We start from the raw sequence: 17,199 nt of genomic DNA, 5'->3' as shown, positions 1-17,199 counted from the left end.
ATTGAGGAAACACAACCATGAGCAAGAAACTCAAAGCCGCGATCATCGGCTCGGGCAATATCGGCACCGACCTGATGATCAAGATCCTGCGCAACGCGCAGCATATCGAGATGGCCGTGATGGTCGGTATCGATCCTGAATCCGATGGCCTGGCCCGCGCCGCCCGCATGGGCGTGGCCACCACCCACCAGGGTGTGGACGGCCTGGCGCAGATGCCGGAGTTCGCCGATATCGACTTCGTGTTCGATGCCACCAGCGCCGGTGCCCATGTGCGCAACGATGCACTGCTGCGGGAATTGAAGCCGGGCCTGCGCATGATCGACCTGACCCCGGCGGCCATCGGCCCGTACTGCGTGCCGGTGGTCAATCTGGAACAGCACCTCAACCAGACCAACGTCAATATGGTCACCTGCGGTGGTCAGGCCACCATTCCCATGGTTGCCGCCGTGTCGCGGGTCGCCAAGGTGCATTACGGCGAAATCGTCGCCTCGATTTCCAGCAAGTCCGCCGGCCCCGGCACCCGGGCCAATATCGACGAGTTCACCGAGACCACCTCCAAGGCCATCGAGGTGATCGGTGGGGCGCAGAAGGGCAAGGCGATCATCATCATGAACCCGGCCGAGCCGCCGTTGATCATGCGCGACACGGTATTCGTGCTGTCGGAACTGGCCGACCAGGAGCAGATCGCCGCCTCGGTCGAGGAAATGACCGCTGCAGTACAACGCTATGTGCCGGGTTATCGCCTCAAGCAGCAAGTACAGTTCGACGTGATTCCTGAATCCGCCCCGGTCAATGTGCCTGGTGTCGGTCCGCGCAGCGGGCTGAAGACCTCGATCTTCCTCGAAGTCGAAGGCGCCGCGCACTACCTGCCGGCCTACGCCGGCAACCTCGACATCATGACCTCGGCGGCGCTGGCCACCGCCGAGCGCATGGCCCAGTCCATGCTCACTGCAGGAGGTGCCGCATGAGCTTCAACCCCGGCAAGAAACTCTATATCTCCGACGTGACCCTGCGCGATGGCAGCCATGCCATCCGTCACCAGTATTCGATCCAGAACGTGCAGGACATCGCCCGCGCGCTGGACAAGGCCCGGGTCGACTCCATCGAAGTGGCCCACGGCGACGGGCTGCAGGGCTCGTCCTTCAACTATGGCTTCGGCGCCCACTCCGATCTGGAGTGGATCGAAGCGGTGGCCGATGTCATCAGCCATGCGCAGATCGCCACCCTGCTGTTGCCCGGCATCGGCACTACCCACGATCTGGACAATGCCTACCGTGCCGGCGCGCGCATCGTGCGGGTGGCTACCCACTGCACCGAGGCGGATGTGTCGAAGCAGCATATCGAGCATGCCCGCAAGCTGGGCATGGACACCGTCGGCTTCCTGATGATGAGCCATATGCAGACCCCGCAGGGCCTGGCCCAGCAGGCCAAGCTGATGGAAGACTACGGTGCCACCTGCCTGTACGTGGTGGATTCGGGCGGTGCCATGGGCATGCAGGATATCCGCGACCGCTTCAGGGCACTGAAGGATGTACTCAAGCCCGAGACCCAGACCGGCATGCATGCCCACCACAACCTGAGCCTGGGCGTGGCCAACTCCATCGTCGCGGTGGAGGAGGGCTGCGACCGTATCGATGCCAGCCTGGCCGGCATGGGCGCCGGTGCCGGCAATGCGCCGCTGGAAGTGTTTATCGCCGCCGCCGAGCGCCTCGGCTGGAATCACGGCACCGACCTGTACACGCTGATGGACGCGGCCGATGACATCGTCCGGCCATTGCAGGATCGGCCGGTGCGGGTGGACCGGGAAACTCTGGCCCTCGGCTATGCCGGGGTGTACTCGAGCTTCCTGCGCCATGCCGAGGTGGCGGCGGACAAATACGGTCTGAAGACCGTGGACATACTGGTCGAACTGGGCAAGCGCCGTATGGTCGGTGGCCAGGAAGACATGATCGTGGATGTGGCGCTGGATCTGCTGGCCACCCGAAAGGAGCAACAAGCATGAGTACCGTTGGTGAACGCACCCTGAGCAGGGAACAGATGCTGGCCCTGGCCGAGCATATCGAAGCGGCCGAGCTGGAAGCCTTTGAGATTCCCAAGGTTACCGGCCAGTACCCGGACATGACCTTTGCCGATGCCTATGACGTGCAGTGGGAGATCCGCCGTCGCAAGGAGGCCCGTGGCAACAAGACCATCGGCCTGAAGATGGGCCTGACCTCCTGGGCCAAGATGGCGCAGATGGGCGTGGAAGTACCGATCTACGGTTTCCTGTCCGACTACTTCAGCGTGCCGGATGGCGGCGTGGTGGATACCTCGAAGCTGATCCACCCGAAGATCGAGGCGGAGATCGCCTTCGTCACCAAGGCGCCGCTGAAAGGCCCGGGCTGCCATATCGGTGATGTGCTGGCGGCGACCGACTTCATTATCCCGGCGGTGGAGGTGATCGACTCGCGTTACCAGAACTTCCAGTTCGACATGATCTCGGTGGTGGCGGACAACGCCTCGTCCACGCGCTTCATCACCGGCGGGCAGATGGCCAATGCCGCGGATGTCGACCTGCGCACCCTGGGCGTGGTGGTCGAGCGCAATGGCGAGATCGTCGAGGTCGGTGCCGGCGCGGCGGTGCTTGGGCACCCGGCCTCCAGCGTGGCCATGCTGGCCAACCTGCTGGCTGAGCGCGACCAGTATATTCCGGCGGGAACCTTCATCATGACCGGCGGCATCACCGCGGCCATCGCGGTCAAGCCGGGGGACAACATCACCGTACGTTATCAGGGGCTGGGCAGCATTTCGGCCCGCTTTGTCTGAGGAGTCATCATGCCCATTGCACAACTGCACATACTGGAAGGCCGGAGTGACGAGCAGAAGGAACGCCTGATCCGCGAAGTCAGCGAAGCCATTGCCCGGGCACTGGATGCACCCATGCCGAGCATCCGGGTGATTATCAGTGAGATGCCCAAAACACACTTCGGTATCGGCGGCGAACCGGCGAGCAAACTGAAGAGGTAGAAGAGAATCAGCGCCGCGGGCAGCTCACTGCCTGCGGCGCTGTCTTATCGGGAGTCATGAATGAGTGCAACCGTGCTCGAGCCCAGTCTGCGCTGGGATGCTGCCCTGCAAGCAGTACAGGCTGCCGTCGCCCATGCCGGAGAGCTGGGTATTCGTATCAATGTGGCGGTGGTGGATCGGGGCGGCAATACCCTGGCCTTTCTGCGCATGAACGGCTCGTTTCTGCATTCCGCCGACATCGCCACCGACAAGGCCTACACTGCCGCTGGCTTCGGCTTCCCCACTGGTCAGTGGGTAAGCGTGATGGGCGATAACGAAGGCATGCGCCTGGGCTTTCCCCAGCGGCACCGGCTGGTGGTGTTCGGCGGCGGGCTGCCCGTTCTCGTCGACGGTGACTGTGTGGGTGGCATCGGCGTATCCGGTGGCTCCGAGGAGCAGGACGAAGCCTGCGCCGAGGCGGGACTGCAGGCCATTTCGATGCTGGGAGGGAGATAAGTCAATGGGCGTGTCGGGCCACCGACCGTCTGTCTGTTTCAATGATGGGAAACTCGGCGCTGCAGATAGTATTTTCTTGCCGCAGTACATAAAAATAAGATCAGGAAGGTATCCATGCTTGCCCACCATTCACCGCAACGGCTGCCCTTTGCACCCGGAACCATACTGGCCTCGCGAAGTTATGAGGAAGCCGCGGCCACACTCAATGGCAATCTCAGCGAGTCACGTATCGTCAGCCCGCAGAAACGTGGGGCACGGGCAGATATTCTGTTCAACCTGCGAACGCTGCCCGAAATCAAGCTGTTCGGTGCCTGCTGGGGAGATGCGGTGTCGGTCCGCTCCACGCCGCTGGCCTGCTGGCACGGAATCCTGCCGCTGGCAGGCGGTATCGTCGACCTGCGCGCGGATCGGCAGGTAAAGGCCGGAGGAATGATCCTGTTCGCTCCGGGCCACGAAGTCGATGTGATCTGGCGTGATGGTACCCAGGCCATTGTCATTGCCCTGGATAACCGCCTGCTGCGCAGTCACCTTGAGGCCGAGTACGAGATGGGTATTCCCTCGGTCGTCGAACGGGTTCTGTACATCGAGCAGGAGCATCCGGCGTTGGTCAGTCTCGGCAATCTGCTGAGGTTGACCGATGCCGAGTTCCGCCAGGGGCAGGGACTGTTGAGCCTGCCGGTAGCGCAGCGGCAGCTGCAGTCGCTGTTCTGTGAAAACCTGCTGCATCTGGTGCCGGCGCTGCGAAGTCTGCCAGAACGGCATATTCTGCCAGGTGGGCTCAAGCGAGCTGTCGAATACATCCATGAGCATCTGGAGCAGCCGTGGTCGCTGGAGGAACTGGTGCGCATCAGTGGCGTCAGTCGTCGCAGTCTGGAACAGGCGTTTCGCGATAAGCTGCAGACCAGTCCGCAGCGCTACTTGCAGCAGTGTCGGCTGAAGGCCGCGCGGGATTGCCTGCGCAAGGCGCGGCCGGGTGATGTGCAACTGGCCGAGCTGGCCTACCGCCTGGGCTTTTCCCAGCCCAGCCACTTCACCACGGCTTACAAGCAGGCCTTCGGTGAGCTGCCATCGCAGACCCTGGCGCGGTTCTTCTGATTCCGCTGGTCTGCATTTCGCGCTGCATGCCGTTGACTGACTCTCGCTGGAAAGCAGAAGGCTGCCCGATCGGGCAGCCTTGGCGGGGGGACTATTTGAAACAGTATTCGAACAGGCAGGTTTCGAAGCCGTAACGGATATTGAATTCGCCACTCAGTACGTTGTTGCGTGCGACATATTCGTCCCAATCCCCAAGCAGTTCCTTCAGCTTTCCGGGCTGGCTGGCGGCCAGGTTGGTGGCCTCGGTGGGATCATCGGCCAGGTTGTACAGCTGCCAATCTGCGTTGCCGTAGGGGGCGCTCATGTTCAGGATCTTCCAGTCGCCCTTGCGCAGCGCCTTGCGGCCGAACAGCTCCCAGCCGATGGCCCGTTCCGGCATGGCCTTGTCCTGCAGCAGTGGCAGCATGGATACACCTTGCAGTGGCGCGACTTCGCGGCCTCGGAAGGTGCCCGGCGGGGGCTGGATACCGGCCAGGTCGAGCAGCGTCGGCATCACATCCATGATATGTGCCACCTCGTTATTGATGCTGCCTGGCTTGCTGACTGTCGGATGACGAATGATCGCCGGTACCTGTATCCCGCCCTGCGTGGTCAGGCCCTTGAAAAACGGAAAGGGGGTCGCACTGACCTGCGCCCACTGGGCACCGTAGTCGATGTAGGATCCCTTGCGCCCCATGTTCTCCAGGCTGTTATCGAAGGCTTCCTTCATCCACACATCATTGCCCGGCAGGCCCAGCGGACTGTTGCCATCGGCACCGTTATCGGAAAGGAACAGGATGAAGGTGTTATCGTACTCGCCGGTCTGCTTCAGATAGTCGATGACGCGCCCGATATGATGGTCCATGTTGTCGACCATGGCGGCGTAGACTTCCATGCTGCGTGCCTCACGCAACTTCTGTTCGTCGGTCAACTGCTCCCAGTCCGGCAGCACGCCCTGCATGGGTACGTTGGCTGCCGCATCCGCCGCCACCAGCCCCATCTGCTTCATGCGCGCCAGGCGCTCCTGGCGGATAGCCTCATAGCCTGCCGCATAACGGCCCTCATACTTTTGCAACCACTCATCCGGCGCATGCAGTGGCCAGTGCGGGGCGGTATAGGACAGCAGACCGAAGAACGGCTTGCCGCTCCGCCGGTCGGCCTCGATGTACTCGATCAGCTTGTCGGTATAGAACTGGCTGGAAAAGAAACCGTCGGGCACGCTCACCTGCTTGCCGTCTTCACGGTAGATGGCCTTGGGATCGACGCTGATGATCGCCATCTGGTCATCGAAATGGCTGGCGCCCCCCTGGACCAGAATGTAGGAGCGATCAAAGCCGCGCGCCTTCGGACTCAGTTCCTCGCTACGGCCCAGATGCCATTTGCCGACGGTATAGGTGCTGTAGCCGCCATCCTGGAGCACTTCCGCCAGGCTGGCGACCCTGTCATTGAGGTAGCCCTCATAGCCCGGCTGGTCCACCTGGAAGGGTTGCACCAGCTCGGCCATGTTGCCCAGTCCGGCGATATGGCTATCGGTGCCGGACATCAGCATGGCGCGGGTGGGGGAGCAGGTTGGTGCGGTATGGAAGCTGGTCAGCCGCAGGCCTTCGCTGGCCAGGGCGTCCAGGTGGGGAGTGGCAATTTCCCCGCCATAGCTGCCGAGATCGCTGTAGCCGAGATCATCGGCCATGATGATCAGAAAGTTGGGTTGCTTGTCATTGGCCTGCGCCGAGACGCCGATCAGTGCCGACATGCACACAGCCCAGCCGAGTCTTTTTATTTTCATGGGAGACTTCCTTGATTGCTTGAGAAACTGGCGGAAATACCCGCCAGGTTTGGGTTGATAACTACCTCAGAAGCGCACGGCGGTACGCAGCACGATGGTATTGATGTCGTCACCGCCGGCTTTGGTGATCGCTCCGCCCGCATCGAGATGCATCATGTGCAGGTCGATATTGAAGTTGGGGTTGGGTTGCCAGCGGGCGGTGAACTGGTAGGTGGTGCCTATCTCGCGCTCCGCGTTGTTCAGGGTGGCGGCCAGCGGCCGCATGCCCGGCAGATAGACGTAGTCATCGGTGGATTCACGCCAGGTCTGCATGATGGATGAGATCACCTCGATGGTGCGGGCGGGTTTGAAGTTCAGCGATGGCCCAGCGAGAATCAGGTTGGCCATGGTGGTGACGTTGGCCTCGCCGTAGGTGCCGTTGCGTGGATAGAGGGCATCGAAGGTGCGGGTCTTCGAGGCTGACAGCGGGTCTCCGCCACTGGCCGCATCCAGATGCAGGCCAAGGCGAATCTGTGCCGGTGAATCGAAGGTATAGCCGCTGTCGGTGCGTATGCCCCAGGCCCGGATGTCCCGGTTGGCATGCTCGCCACTCTGCAGCATCAGATCCCAGTTCCAGTCCAGACGCTCGTGCTGGCCAAACAGGCGGGTGCCGACCGTGTAGCGCTCCTCCTTGCCACTGAAACCCTGATAGGTACGTTCATCCATTTCCCGGGCGAAGCCGTAGATATCGATGCCGCGGCGGGGCGCCCAGGGCAGGCTGGCATAGGCCCCCAGAATGTGGGTGTTGTTGTCGGTGCCATCGTCGAAACTGTCGAAGTCGTAGCCGACCGGACGCAGCGCCAGCAGATCCAGTTGACGCCCCCCGGGATTGCCGAGCATGACCCGGGCGCCATCGAAGGCCAGGCGCACGTTGGGCTGTTCACCGATATTGAACAGCGCACCCTGCCCGTACTGCACCTCCTGTCGACCAAGGCGAGTGGTGGTTTTCAACTGTCCGAGAGTGAAGTTGGCGTCAACGAATGCCTGGGCGACATCGTTGCGGCTTTCATCGCGGGGGCTGGGCAACTGCTGATTCCAGCTGCGGGTATTCTGCAGTTGCACGAAGGTGCGCAGCCGGTTGTCCCACAGGTGCAGACTGGCATGGACCTGGGCGCGTTGCTGGATGTAGTTGTCATCACCCTGGCCGGCAATGTCGAAAGCCACATTGTCGGTGGAGGTGAAGGCGTAGCGCAGCTCGCCACCCAGCTGCAGCCAGGAGCTATCGCCAAGGCGGTGATAGCGCCAGGCATCCAGAGGGTCGGTACGTTTGGCCGGGTCCTCCAGAAAACGATAGTTTTCCATCTGCCGGGAGGGGCCGGCCGGGAACGGGCGGCTGTTCTCCATCGGGTTGGCGGCCTGCGCCTGGGCAGTCGGGCTCACGGCGCCGACAAGCAGGAATGCGGGAACGGATAAGGCAGTGATCAAGGTTCGCATGGCAAAAGACCATCTTTATTGTTATTGGGCGGTCAGTATTGCCAAGCGAGGAAGGGGCAGGTTATCGGCATGGCGCAGCGACTTCAGCCTGAGCGCAGTTATCTTTCCTGGTATGCCGGTTCGGTCTATGGCCGGCCATATACGTGCTGGATTTGCCTTTGCACCGGGAGCGTGGAGCGTTAGGGTCTGGGGCAATAATTACAATCAAGCCGAGGAGGCGTGTCATGAACGCGAGTGCGCAATTACGCTGGCTGGACTCCTACCCCCACAGCATGCGCTGGGATGCCGAATTGCCGACAGGCCCGGTGTGGGCTCTGCTGGACCAGGCTGTCGCAGCCTTTGCCGAGCGTCCGGCGATCGACTTCCTCGGCCACAAGTTGACCTACCGGCAGCTGGACGACCTGGTCAAGCGTGCCGCCTGCGGTCTGCAACGCCTGGGCGTCGGCCCGGGGGTGCATGTGGGGTTGTATCTGCCCAATTGCCCACACTACTTCATCGCTTTTCTTGGCGTGTTGCGGGCCGGTGGCACGGTCGTCAACTATTCACCGCTGGATGCCGAGCGTACGCTGGCGCACAAGATTGAAGACAGTCAGACCGACTTCATGCTGACTCTGGATCTGGCCAGTCTGTATCCGAAAATGGCCGACCTGGTGCACAACAGCCGTCTTCAGGGGCTGATAGTCGGTCAACTGACGGAGTTCTGCGGGCCGGTCAGCGCGGAGCAAGCCGGCCAGTTGGGGCCCTCGGTGGCGGTGGAGTGGGGCAGCCATATCAGCTCCTTTGCCGGCCTGCTGGATAACGACGGCGGCTTTATCGCCCACCCGCTGGATGATCCCGCCGCGACCCTGGCCGTGCTGCAGTACACCGGCGGCACCACTGGCGCGCCCAAGGGCGCGATGCTCTCCCACGCCAACCTCACCGCCAGCTGCTCCCAGTTGCAGGCGATCCTGGATGAGTCGCTGCAGGCGGGCCAGGAGCGGGTGCTGGCCGTGTTGCCGCCGTTCCATATCTACGCATTGATGATCAACATGCTGTTCAGTGTGCGCATGGCGGCGGAAGTCTATCTGCACCCGCGCTTCGACGCCGAGACGGTTCTGCGGGAAATCCACGAAAACCGCATCACCACCTTTCCCGGCGTGCCGACCATGTTCATCGGCCTGCTGGCCCACCCGCTGACCGCGCAGTTGGACCTGACCTCGCTCAAACTGTGCAACTCCGGTGGTGCGCCGCTGCCGCTGGAGGTGCAGCAGCGCTATTCGGACATGGCCGGCTGCGCCCTGCGCGAAGGCTGGGGCATGACCGAGACCACCACCACCGGCACCTTCACTCCCAGGGACGCCGAGCCGCACCCCGGCTCCTGCGGCATGCCGGTGCCGGGGGCAACCATCCGCATCGCGCCGCTGGACGGCTCCGCTGGAAGCTTGCCGCCCGGCGAGCGCGGTGAGGTTTGCATTGCCGGGCCGAATGTCACTTCCGGCTACTGGAAGCGCCCCGACGCCACCGCCGAGGCCATGACCGAGGATGGTTTCCTGCGCACCGGGGATGTCGGTTACATGGACGAGCAGGGGTGGCTGTATATCGTCGACCGTACCAAGGACATGATTCTCTGCAGCGGCTACAACGTCTATCCGCGGGTGATCGAGGAGGCTATCTACGAACACCCGGCGGTGGAGGAGGTGTCGGTGATCGGCATCGACGACCCTTACCGTGGTCAGGCGCCCAAGGCATTCATCAAGCTCAAGGCGGGTGCGCCGGAGCTGGGTTTCGATGAACTGCAAACCTTCCTTGCACCGCGTCTGGGCAAGCATGAGCGCCTGGCGGCAATGGAGATTCGCGCGGCGCTGCCGCGCACGCCGGTGGGCAAACTGTCGAAGAAAGAGCTGGTTGATGAGGAGCGGGCCAGGGCCTGACCCCTCTCGCAACATCAGCGACCAGGCGCAATCATCATTTAGCTGAAGCCAGGCCGGTTTCCGGAGTATGCAATGGAGCAATCCCTGATCAATGAACTGGGTGATGAACTGTATCTCGCCCTGACCTCGCCCAGCATGGTCGACCCGCTGACCAGTCGTTTTGCCGACATGAGCCTTGGGGATGCCTACCAGGTGCAGCAGCGCCTGATGGCGCGCCGGGTAGACCAGGGTGAACATATTGTCGGCTGGAAGGTCGGTGCCACCAGCCGCAAGGCGATGGAACGGATGAAGGTCGATCAACCCAACTTCGGCGTGCTCACCGATCGCATGCTGGTGAAGTCGGGTGGATGTATCGAGATGGCAACGCTGAACCAGCCCCTGGTCGAAGGCGAGATTGCCTTCCTGTTGCAGGAGGACCTGGCTGGCCCCGGAGTGACGGCGTCCGATGTGCTACGGGCGACCAAGGGCGTCATGGCGTGTTTCGAGATTATCGATACGCGCATTCGTAACTGGCAGATCAGGATTCAGGACAGCGTGGCGGATAATTCATCCTGCGGTATGTTCGTGCTGGGAGACCAGTGGGTTGACCCGCAGCAGGTGGATCTGGCGAGCTGCGGCATGGTACTGGAGAAGAACGGCGCTGTAGCCGGTACCGGTGTGGGTAGTGCCTGCCTGGACTCGCCGGCAAACGCCGTGGCCTGGCTGGCCAATGCGCTGGGGCAGAGGGGCATGGGGCTCAAGGCTGGCGAGGTGGTCCTGTCCGGGGCGCTGTCGGGCGTGGTGCCGGTGGCGGCCGGCGACAACCTGAAGGTAATCATCGATGGACTCGGCAGTTGCAGCGTGCGGTTTGCCTGACCGACGCGGGAGCAGGGCATAAGCAGGCATTTCTTCAAGGTCACGAGTATCGGTCTGGGCGATAGCGGTCGGTGCTTGCGTCAGAGCGCAATTCTTCGCCCTCAAGGCTGGCGCTTGGCTTGTAGGGCAGGCACTATTCGTCCAGCCCAATAATAATCGGACCGCATCATGGCCGTATCCGAGCATATCCCCCGCAGATGGCGGCGCTGGCTGGCACTGACTGTCGCCGTATTGCTGCTGGCGTTGGCGAGCTACTTTGCCAACCAGTATCGTCCCGGCAAGCCAGCCGCGGTCGTCCCGGCTGAAACGCCTGCACCGCCAGTGGTCCGCAACCAGACGCCGGCAGACTTCATCGGCAGCGCCAGCTGTGCCGGCTGCCATACCGAGCAGCATCAGGCCTGGCGGGACTCCCAGCATGCCCATGCCATGGCCCATGCCAGTGCCGAGACGGTGCTGGCGGACTTCAACGACAGCCGCTTCGAATATGCCGGCATCGTTTCACGTTTCCAGCAGCGCGACGGGCGTTATTTCGTCACCACCGACGGTGCCGACGGACAGCTGACCGAATACGAGGTGCTGTACACCTTCGGTCTGGATCCGCTGCAGCAGTACCTGGTCGATCTGGGTGGTGGCCGCCTGCAGGCCCTGTCGATCGCCTGGGATACCCGGCCGCAGGCGGCGGGAGGCCAGCGCTGGTTCCATCTGTATCCGGATGAGCAGGTGCGGCATGACAGCCCCCTGCACTGGACCGGCCCGGCGCAGAACTGGAACTTCATGTGTGCCGACTGCCACGTTACCGATTACCGCAAGGGCTTCGATGCGCAGACGCAGAGCTTCGCCGCTGAGTGGTCGGAGCTGGGGGTGGGCTGTGAGGCATGTCATGGGCCGGGCAGTCGGCATCTGCAATGGACGCAGGGGCAGGAATGGCCGGACAAGGGGCTGACGCTGCTGCTGGATGAGCGCCAGGGCATGCATTGGCTGCATGAACTGGAACGGGTAACCGCGCGGCGCAGCGTGCCGCTGAGCACGGACAAGGAACAGCAGGTGTGCGCCCAATGCCACTCGTTGCGCAGTGCTACTGCCGAGGGCTATCACGCCGGCCTGCCATTGCTGGATTTCTACCGTCCCGAACTGCTCAGCGATCCGCTGTACTTTGCCGATGGCCAGCAGCGCGAGGAAGTGTTCATCAGCGGCAGTTTCGCCCAGAGCCGGATGCATGCCGCCGGGGTTACCTGCAGTGACTGCCACGAGCCACACAGCCAGGCGCTGCGTGCCGAGGGCAATGCGCTGTGCAGCAGCTGCCACCTGCCGATAGAGTTCGATCGACCCACGCATCATTTCCATGCTGCCGATTCGAGCGGCGCCCAGTGTGTCAGCTGTCATATGCCGGAGCGTACCTATATGGTCATCGACCCGCGCCGCGACCACAACATTGCCGTACCGCGCCCCGATCTGGCCCGGCAACTGGGCACCCCGGATGCCTGCACCGGCTGTCATACCGACCGCGAGCCGGACTGGGCCGCGCAGCAGATTGCCGGCTGGTTCCCGGAGGGTCGCTGGCAACAGGCTTCCCCAGCGACCACCATCGCCGCCGCCGACCAGGGTCTGCCGGCAGCGCAGCAGGATCTGGCGACCCTGGTCAACGATCCGCAACTGGCACCGATAGTGCGCGGCAGTGCAGCGCAGCGGCTGCAACCGCAGCTCGGCCAGGCGCAGCAGCAGGCTGCGGCCAAGGGGTTGCGAGACCCCGACCCACTGGTGCGACTGGGCAGCATCCGTGCGCTGGATGATAGCCCGGCGGCGCTGCGCCAGCACTACCTGGCGCCGCTGCTGGCTGATCCGCTGCGTAGCCTGCGCTCGCTGGCTGCCAGTATGCTGGTGGATGTCGATCTGTCGCCGGCACATCAGCCGGCCTACGAGCGTGCACTGCGCGAGTATGAAGAGGAGCTGGCATTGCATGCCGAGCGCTCCAGCCACCAGGGCCAACTGGGCATGCTGCGTTTGCGCCAGGGCCGCATCGATGAGGCGGAGCAGGCCTGGCGTCAGGCCATCGAGATCGCCCCGCTGGAGGCTGCGAACTACCTGAACCTGGCTGACCTGTACCGCGCCCAGGGCCGTGAGCAGGCCGCAGAACGCTTGCTGGGCGAAGCGCTGGAGCAGTTGCCAGGCGAAGGCATGCTGCATTACGCGCTGGGGCTGTCGCTGGTGCGCCAACAGCAGCGCGATACGGCGATGACGCATCTGCGGCGGGCCTGGGAGCTGCAACCGGAAGAGCCACGTACGGGATACGTGCTGGCGGTGGCGCTGGAGCCGTCGGACCCCGACGAGGCGTTGGAGATCCTGCGCCTCGCCAGCCAGCGCCACCCCCACAACCGCGATCTGTTATGGACCGGCGCCAGCTTCGCCCTGCGCCATGGCCGGCAGGAACTGGCGCAGCACTATATCGAGGCCCTGTTGCAGCGGGACCCGGCAGACCAGCAGGCACTCGCGCTACAACAGAGATTGCAGCCAGCGCAGGGCACCGCACCGGCACGCTAGGCGCCGGCGTGGCAGGTTTCTGGCTGCCTCGTTCGCGGTGGGCTACACCTGGAAACGGCTGACCAGCACCTGCAGCTCATTGCCCAGCCGCGCCAGCTCGATACTGGAAGCGGCGGTCTGATCGCTGCCGGTGGCGCTCTGCTCGGCGACATCGCGCACGTTGACCACGCTGCGGCTGATCTCGTCAGCTACCGCGCTTTGCTGCTCGGCCGCCGCGGCGATCTGCTGATTCATCGACTGGATATTGGACACGCTGCGGGTGATGTTACCCAGCGCCGCACCTGCGGTGCGGGTCAGCTCGACGCTGTTTTCCGCCAGCGCCTGGCTGCTGCTCAGCCGGCTGGCCACCTGCTGGGTACCGCTGTGCACACCCGCCACCAATGCCTCGATTTCCGTAGTGGACTGCTGGGTACGCTGGGCCAGAGAGCGCACCTCATCAGCGACTACCGCAAAGCCGCGTCCGGCTTCCCCGGCGCGGGCGGCTTCGATGGCAGCATTGAGGGCCAGCAGGTTGGTCTGATCCGCTACCGCCCTGATCACATCCATCACGCTGCCGATCTTGTTGCTCTCCAGTTTCAACACATCCATCGCTTCGGTCGAACGGGCAACTTCGTCGGCCAGTCGCACGATCTGGCCGATGGCCTCGTTGACTACCTGGTCGCCATGGCGTGCTTCATCATCGGCGCTGGAGGCGGCCTGGGATGCCTGCTCGGCATTGCGCGCCACATCCTGCACCGTGGCGGACATTTCCTGCATGGCAGTGGCCACCTGATCGGTTTCCTCTTTCTGGCTGTTGACGCCAACCCGGGTCTGTTCGGTGACCGCAGACAGCTCCTCGGCAGCGCTGGCAATTTGCGTCACGCTGTCACGAATCCCGCCGATCAGGTCGCGCAGGTTGTCGGCCATGCGCTGCACGCCTTGTTGCAGCACTCCCAGTTCATCGCCGCGGGTGATGGTCTGCCGATGGGTCAGGTCGCCGGCAGCGATATTGCCAACCTGCTTGAGGGTGTCCCTGAGCGGACCGGTGATCTGTCGCGTGATAAGCACCGCACTCAAGCTGCCGATCAGCAACGCCAGGATGGTCAATACCGCCTGCAGGGTACGGATGCCGGTTGCCTGGAGGTCACGGCGTGCCAGCTGGGCCTGGCGTAACTGCTCGGTTATCTCCAGCACATCGGCGACCTGGGCCGTGGTCTCGTCGCGGGTCTGGGCGATCTGCCGGGTGCCGGCCTGGAAGCGCTGCTGCTGGGTTTGATACTGGGCCAGTATCTGCCTGGCCTGACTCACCAGCGTCATCTGGCTCCCCCGGAAATACCCTTCGAGTACCTCCAGCTCCCTTGAGGTTGTTTCCAGCGCCTGTACCAGCGCCTGCTCAGCTTCGGCACTGGCTTCGGTCATGAGGATGCGAATATCGAAGCGCACCTGCAGAAAACGCATGCTGAACGATTCCACAGCCTGGATCAGCTCCGGGTCATCGCTTTGGTTTGCCGTGCGCTCCAGCTCCGCCAGCAGGTCGGTCATCGCGCGGGCCTGGTGATTCATTTCCTGCAGTGCCATCGCGCGGCTGGCGAACGCCTCGCGCATATTGTTCAGTGAGCGCTGGTAATCATCGAGAATCCTCGGCAAGGGTTGGGCCAGCTCCAGATCCTGGGGATTGTCCAGTGCTCCGATGACCCGTCGCTGTTCTTCAGCAAAACCATCCAGCTGGGTTTGCACGTGCTGGCCCGCGGCCGGTTCGCCATTGACCACCAGATACTGCATGCGGCTGATACGCAGTTTGGTCAGCGCGCTTTCCAGCCTGGCCAGATCGGTGGTCTGGTTGCCGCTGTCGATCAGCATGCCAAGGCTACGCCAGCCGGTCAGCGCCAGGATGAGGGTGAACAGCAGAACCAGGCCAAAGCCCAGGCCGAGCTTCAGATTGACACTGCGATTGCCGAACCAGCTATTCATGTATATCTCCAGGGATCAAAAGTCGGGGCAGCTGGTTGTTCTTGTTATGGAAGCCAGAGTTGATAAGAGCGTAATTATCGGCCGAAGCGGGTCAGGCTTGAGCGATATTGATCCATCTCAGCCATGCAGCCGGGCAGCATGGTCAGGCTCTGCATTCGTAGTGAAGACTTCAGTGGCATAGCAATCTCTGTGTGAAAGGAATAAAAACGACAACGCGCCTGCCACTGGTCAGTCAGCGGCGGGCGCGGGATGGTTTTTTATGGGAATACAGGCGTTACCGGCTGGTAGCCGAAAAAACTTTAACCCATACTGGGCGGCCTTGTTGATGCCATGGTCAACGCAACCGAGATTACCCGTACATCATGAACGACGTTTTACCGGATACCCCGCAACACAAACCCCGCCCCCTGGTCGACCTGCTGGTCAGCATCGTGATCCCCTCGGTGATCCTCATGAAGTTCAGCGGTGATGCCCACCTGGGACCGCACCAGGCGCTGATCGTGGCGCTGGCCTTCCCGCTGGGCTGGGGACTGTTCGAGCTGCTGCGTTACCGCAAGTACAACTTCATCGCCATACTGGGTGTCATCAGCGTATTCCTCACCGGTGGCATAGGGCTGCTGGAACTGGACCCGCAATGGCTGGCGATCAAGGAAGCGGCGGTGCCGGGCGTGATCGGCCTGGCGGTGCTGTTCTCCACCCGCACCCGCTACCCGCTGATCCGTACCCTGTTGTACAACGACAAGGTGTTGAACGTGCAGCGCATCGATGAGCGTCTGCGCGAGCGTGGCCTGGGCGAGGTATTCGAGCAGCGCCTGCTCAAGGCGACCTACTTCCTGGCGGGCACCTTCTTCTTTTCCTCGTTCATGAACTACGTGATCGCCAAGTGGATCGTGGTCAGCCCGGCCGGTACCGAAGCCTTCAACGCCGAGCTGGGGCGCATGACCCTGGTCAGCTATCCGATGATCGCCATCCCCTCGATGATCATGATGCTGGCGATCCTGTTCTATCTGTGGCGGACCATCCATGGCCTGACCGGGTTGAAGATGGAAGAGATAGTCGCGCAGCAGAAATAGGTGCGGACCTGAAGGCGTAGTTAAGCCTATTTCTCGCTGCTCCGCCGGTAGAACCGCGTCATTGCGAGTCCGTAGGGCGAAGCAATCCATACTGGATGGCCAGCCCGTGGATTGCCGCGCCGCTACGCGGCTCGCAATGACGTGGGGGATGTAGCCATGGATGGCGCTCAATGTTTTAACTCAGTGTCATTGGGTTCGGGCCTGGTCCTTTGCTGATCATCGACACTGCTGCAAATGCGGGTTCTGCCAACCAGCGCACATCCACTTCCGCATGATTCTGTGACAATGCCTGCCCATCACGCGGGCAACCAGTTACTGGTTGCCCTGGCGAAAGTAGATGAGGACAGCGGATGTTTGCCCCAGCCAACCAAGCCCACTTCACCCTGAGCCTGCCCGGCCTCGAGCACGACTTCAAGGTACTGGCCTTCCAGGCCCGCGAAGCGATCAGTCAGTGCTACCGCATCGAACTGCAGCTGGTCAGTGAACAGCCCGACCTGGATCTGGAAAGCCTGCTGCACCACAACGCCTGGCTCGACCTGGGCAACGGCACCGGCCTGCACGGCCTGATCCATCACGCCGCCATCGGCGAGTCCGGCAAGCGCCTGACCCGCTACCGCCTGGAGCTGGTCCCCCAACTGCAGTACCTCGACCTGCGGCACAACCAGCGCCTCTTTCAGCACCTCAGTGTGCCGCAGATCATCGCCCGCGTGCTCGACGACCACGGCATCCAATCCAATGCCTTCCTGTTCCAGCTCGGCAGCGACTATCCCGAGCGCGACTACTGCACCCAGTACGACGAGACCGACCTGCACTTTATCCAGCGCCTGTGCGAGGAAGAGGGCATTCACTACCACTTCCGCCACACCCCTGACGGTCATCTCTTGGTGTTTGGCGATGACCAGACCGGCTTTCCGCGTCTCGACCCGACGGGCTTCGATCAGGGCAACGGCCTGGTCGCCGACGACCCGGTGGTCAAGCGCTTCGGCGTACGCCTGGAAGCCCGCACCAGCCGCGTCACCCGCCGCGACTACGACCACGACAA

Annotated in this window: 14 protein-coding genes and 1 pseudogene; 11 read left to right on the top strand and 4 right to left on the bottom strand. The window is 62.7% G+C overall.

All coding sequences use genetic code 11. The features are described 5' to 3' along the window. The first annotated feature begins 17 nt into the window (after positions 1-17). The 6 genes from CQ007_RS18145 (at position 18) to CQ007_RS18120 (ending at position 4,596) form a co-directional block, all read left to right on the top strand. Positions 18-968, top strand: coding sequence for an acetaldehyde dehydrogenase (acetylating) (locus CQ007_RS18145; protein WP_105647252.1), 951 nt, complete (start codon positions 18-20; stop codon positions 966-968). After that, positions 965-2,002, top strand: coding sequence for a 4-hydroxy-2-oxovalerate aldolase (gene dmpG / locus CQ007_RS18140; protein WP_105647251.1), 1,038 nt, complete (start codon positions 965-967; stop codon positions 2,000-2,002). The genes CQ007_RS18145 and dmpG overlap by 4 nt, the downstream gene beginning before the upstream one ends. After that, positions 1,999-2,805, top strand: coding sequence for a 2-oxo-3-hexenedioate decarboxylase (gene dmpH, locus CQ007_RS18135; RefSeq protein ID WP_105647250.1), 807 nt, complete (start codon positions 1,999-2,001; stop codon positions 2,803-2,805). The genes dmpG and dmpH overlap by 4 nt, the downstream gene beginning before the upstream one ends. Positions 2,806-2,814: 9 nt before the next feature. Next, complete coding sequence (locus CQ007_RS18130) at positions 2,815-3,006, top strand: 2-hydroxymuconate tautomerase (RefSeq protein WP_105647249.1); 192 nt, start codon at positions 2,815-2,817, stop codon at positions 3,004-3,006. 60 nt (positions 3,007-3,066) lie between these two features. Further along, on the top strand, positions 3,067-3,501 hold the full coding sequence (locus tag CQ007_RS18125) for a heme-binding protein (RefSeq protein WP_105647248.1): 435 nt from the start codon (positions 3,067-3,069) through the stop codon (positions 3,499-3,501). 114 nt (positions 3,502-3,615) lie between these two features. After that, positions 3,616-4,596: an AraC family transcriptional regulator gene (locus CQ007_RS18120; protein WP_105647247.1), complete on the top strand. Its 981-nt coding sequence runs from the start codon at positions 3,616-3,618 to the stop codon at positions 4,594-4,596. A gap of 91 nt (positions 4,597-4,687) precedes the next feature. Here CQ007_RS18120 and CQ007_RS18115 read toward each other — a convergent pair whose 3' ends face one another. Both CQ007_RS18115 and CQ007_RS18110 read right to left on the bottom strand, forming a co-directional pair. Then, positions 4,688-6,325 carry an arylsulfatase gene (locus tag CQ007_RS18115; RefSeq protein ID WP_256582335.1) on the bottom strand — a complete coding sequence of 546 codons (1,638 nt, stop codon included), beginning with the start codon at positions 6,323-6,325 and terminating at the stop codon, positions 4,688-4,690. A 99-nt stretch (positions 6,326-6,424) separates the two neighbouring features. After that, positions 6,425-7,831: an alginate export family protein gene (locus CQ007_RS18110; protein WP_105647245.1), complete on the bottom strand. Its 1,407-nt coding sequence runs from the start codon at positions 7,829-7,831 to the stop codon at positions 6,425-6,427. Between the two features lie 224 nt (positions 7,832-8,055). Between CQ007_RS18110 and CQ007_RS18105 the strand changes: the two genes are divergently transcribed. From CQ007_RS18105 to CQ007_RS18095, 3 genes are all read left to right on the top strand, one after another. Then, complete coding sequence (locus tag CQ007_RS18105; RefSeq protein WP_105647244.1) at positions 8,056-9,741, top strand: long-chain fatty acid--CoA ligase; 1,686 nt, start codon at positions 8,056-8,058, stop codon at positions 9,739-9,741. Positions 9,742-9,813: 72 nt separating this feature from the next. Further along, complete coding sequence (locus tag CQ007_RS18100; protein ID WP_105647243.1) at positions 9,814-10,596, top strand: fumarylacetoacetate hydrolase family protein; 783 nt, start codon at positions 9,814-9,816, stop codon at positions 10,594-10,596. A 168-nt stretch (positions 10,597-10,764) separates the two neighbouring features. Next, positions 10,765-13,134 carry a multiheme c-type cytochrome gene (locus tag CQ007_RS18095; protein ID WP_105647242.1) on the top strand — a complete coding sequence of 790 codons (2,370 nt, stop codon included), beginning with the start codon at positions 10,765-10,767 and terminating at the stop codon, positions 13,132-13,134. Between the two features lie 42 nt (positions 13,135-13,176). Here the strand turns inward: CQ007_RS18095 and CQ007_RS19445 are convergent, their stop codons facing one another. Continuing rightward, the gene (locus tag CQ007_RS19445; protein WP_371919844.1) at positions 13,177-14,040 is read right to left on the bottom strand and encodes a methyl-accepting chemotaxis protein; all 864 of its coding nucleotides are present in this window, start codon (positions 14,038-14,040) and stop codon (positions 13,177-13,179) included. Further along, a pseudogene (locus CQ007_RS19440) lies at positions 14,032-14,973 on the bottom strand (methyl-accepting chemotaxis protein); the annotation flags it as partial. The gene CQ007_RS19445 and the pseudogene CQ007_RS19440, both read right to left, overlap by 9 nt. Before the next feature lie 473 nt (positions 14,974-15,446). Between CQ007_RS19440 and CQ007_RS18085 the strand changes: the two are divergent. Both CQ007_RS18085 and tssI read left to right on the top strand, forming a co-directional pair. Then, positions 15,447-16,157, top strand: a complete 711-nt coding sequence (locus CQ007_RS18085) for a VC0807 family protein (RefSeq protein ID WP_105647240.1) — start codon at positions 15,447-15,449, stop codon at positions 16,155-16,157. A 350-nt stretch (positions 16,158-16,507) separates the two neighbouring features. After that, positions 16,508-17,199, top strand: a 692-nt coding sequence (gene tssI / locus CQ007_RS18080) for a type VI secretion system tip protein TssI/VgrG (protein ID WP_146114607.1), incomplete at its 3' end; no start/stop codon positions are given.

Source organism: Pseudomonas sp. MYb185 (genome assembly GCF_002979975.1).
GTDB lineage: Bacteria > Pseudomonadota > Gammaproteobacteria > Pseudomonadales > Pseudomonadaceae > Halopseudomonas.
The sequence above is the reverse complement of the archived record's forward strand: the minus strand, read 5'-3'. Positions and strand labels throughout refer to the sequence as shown.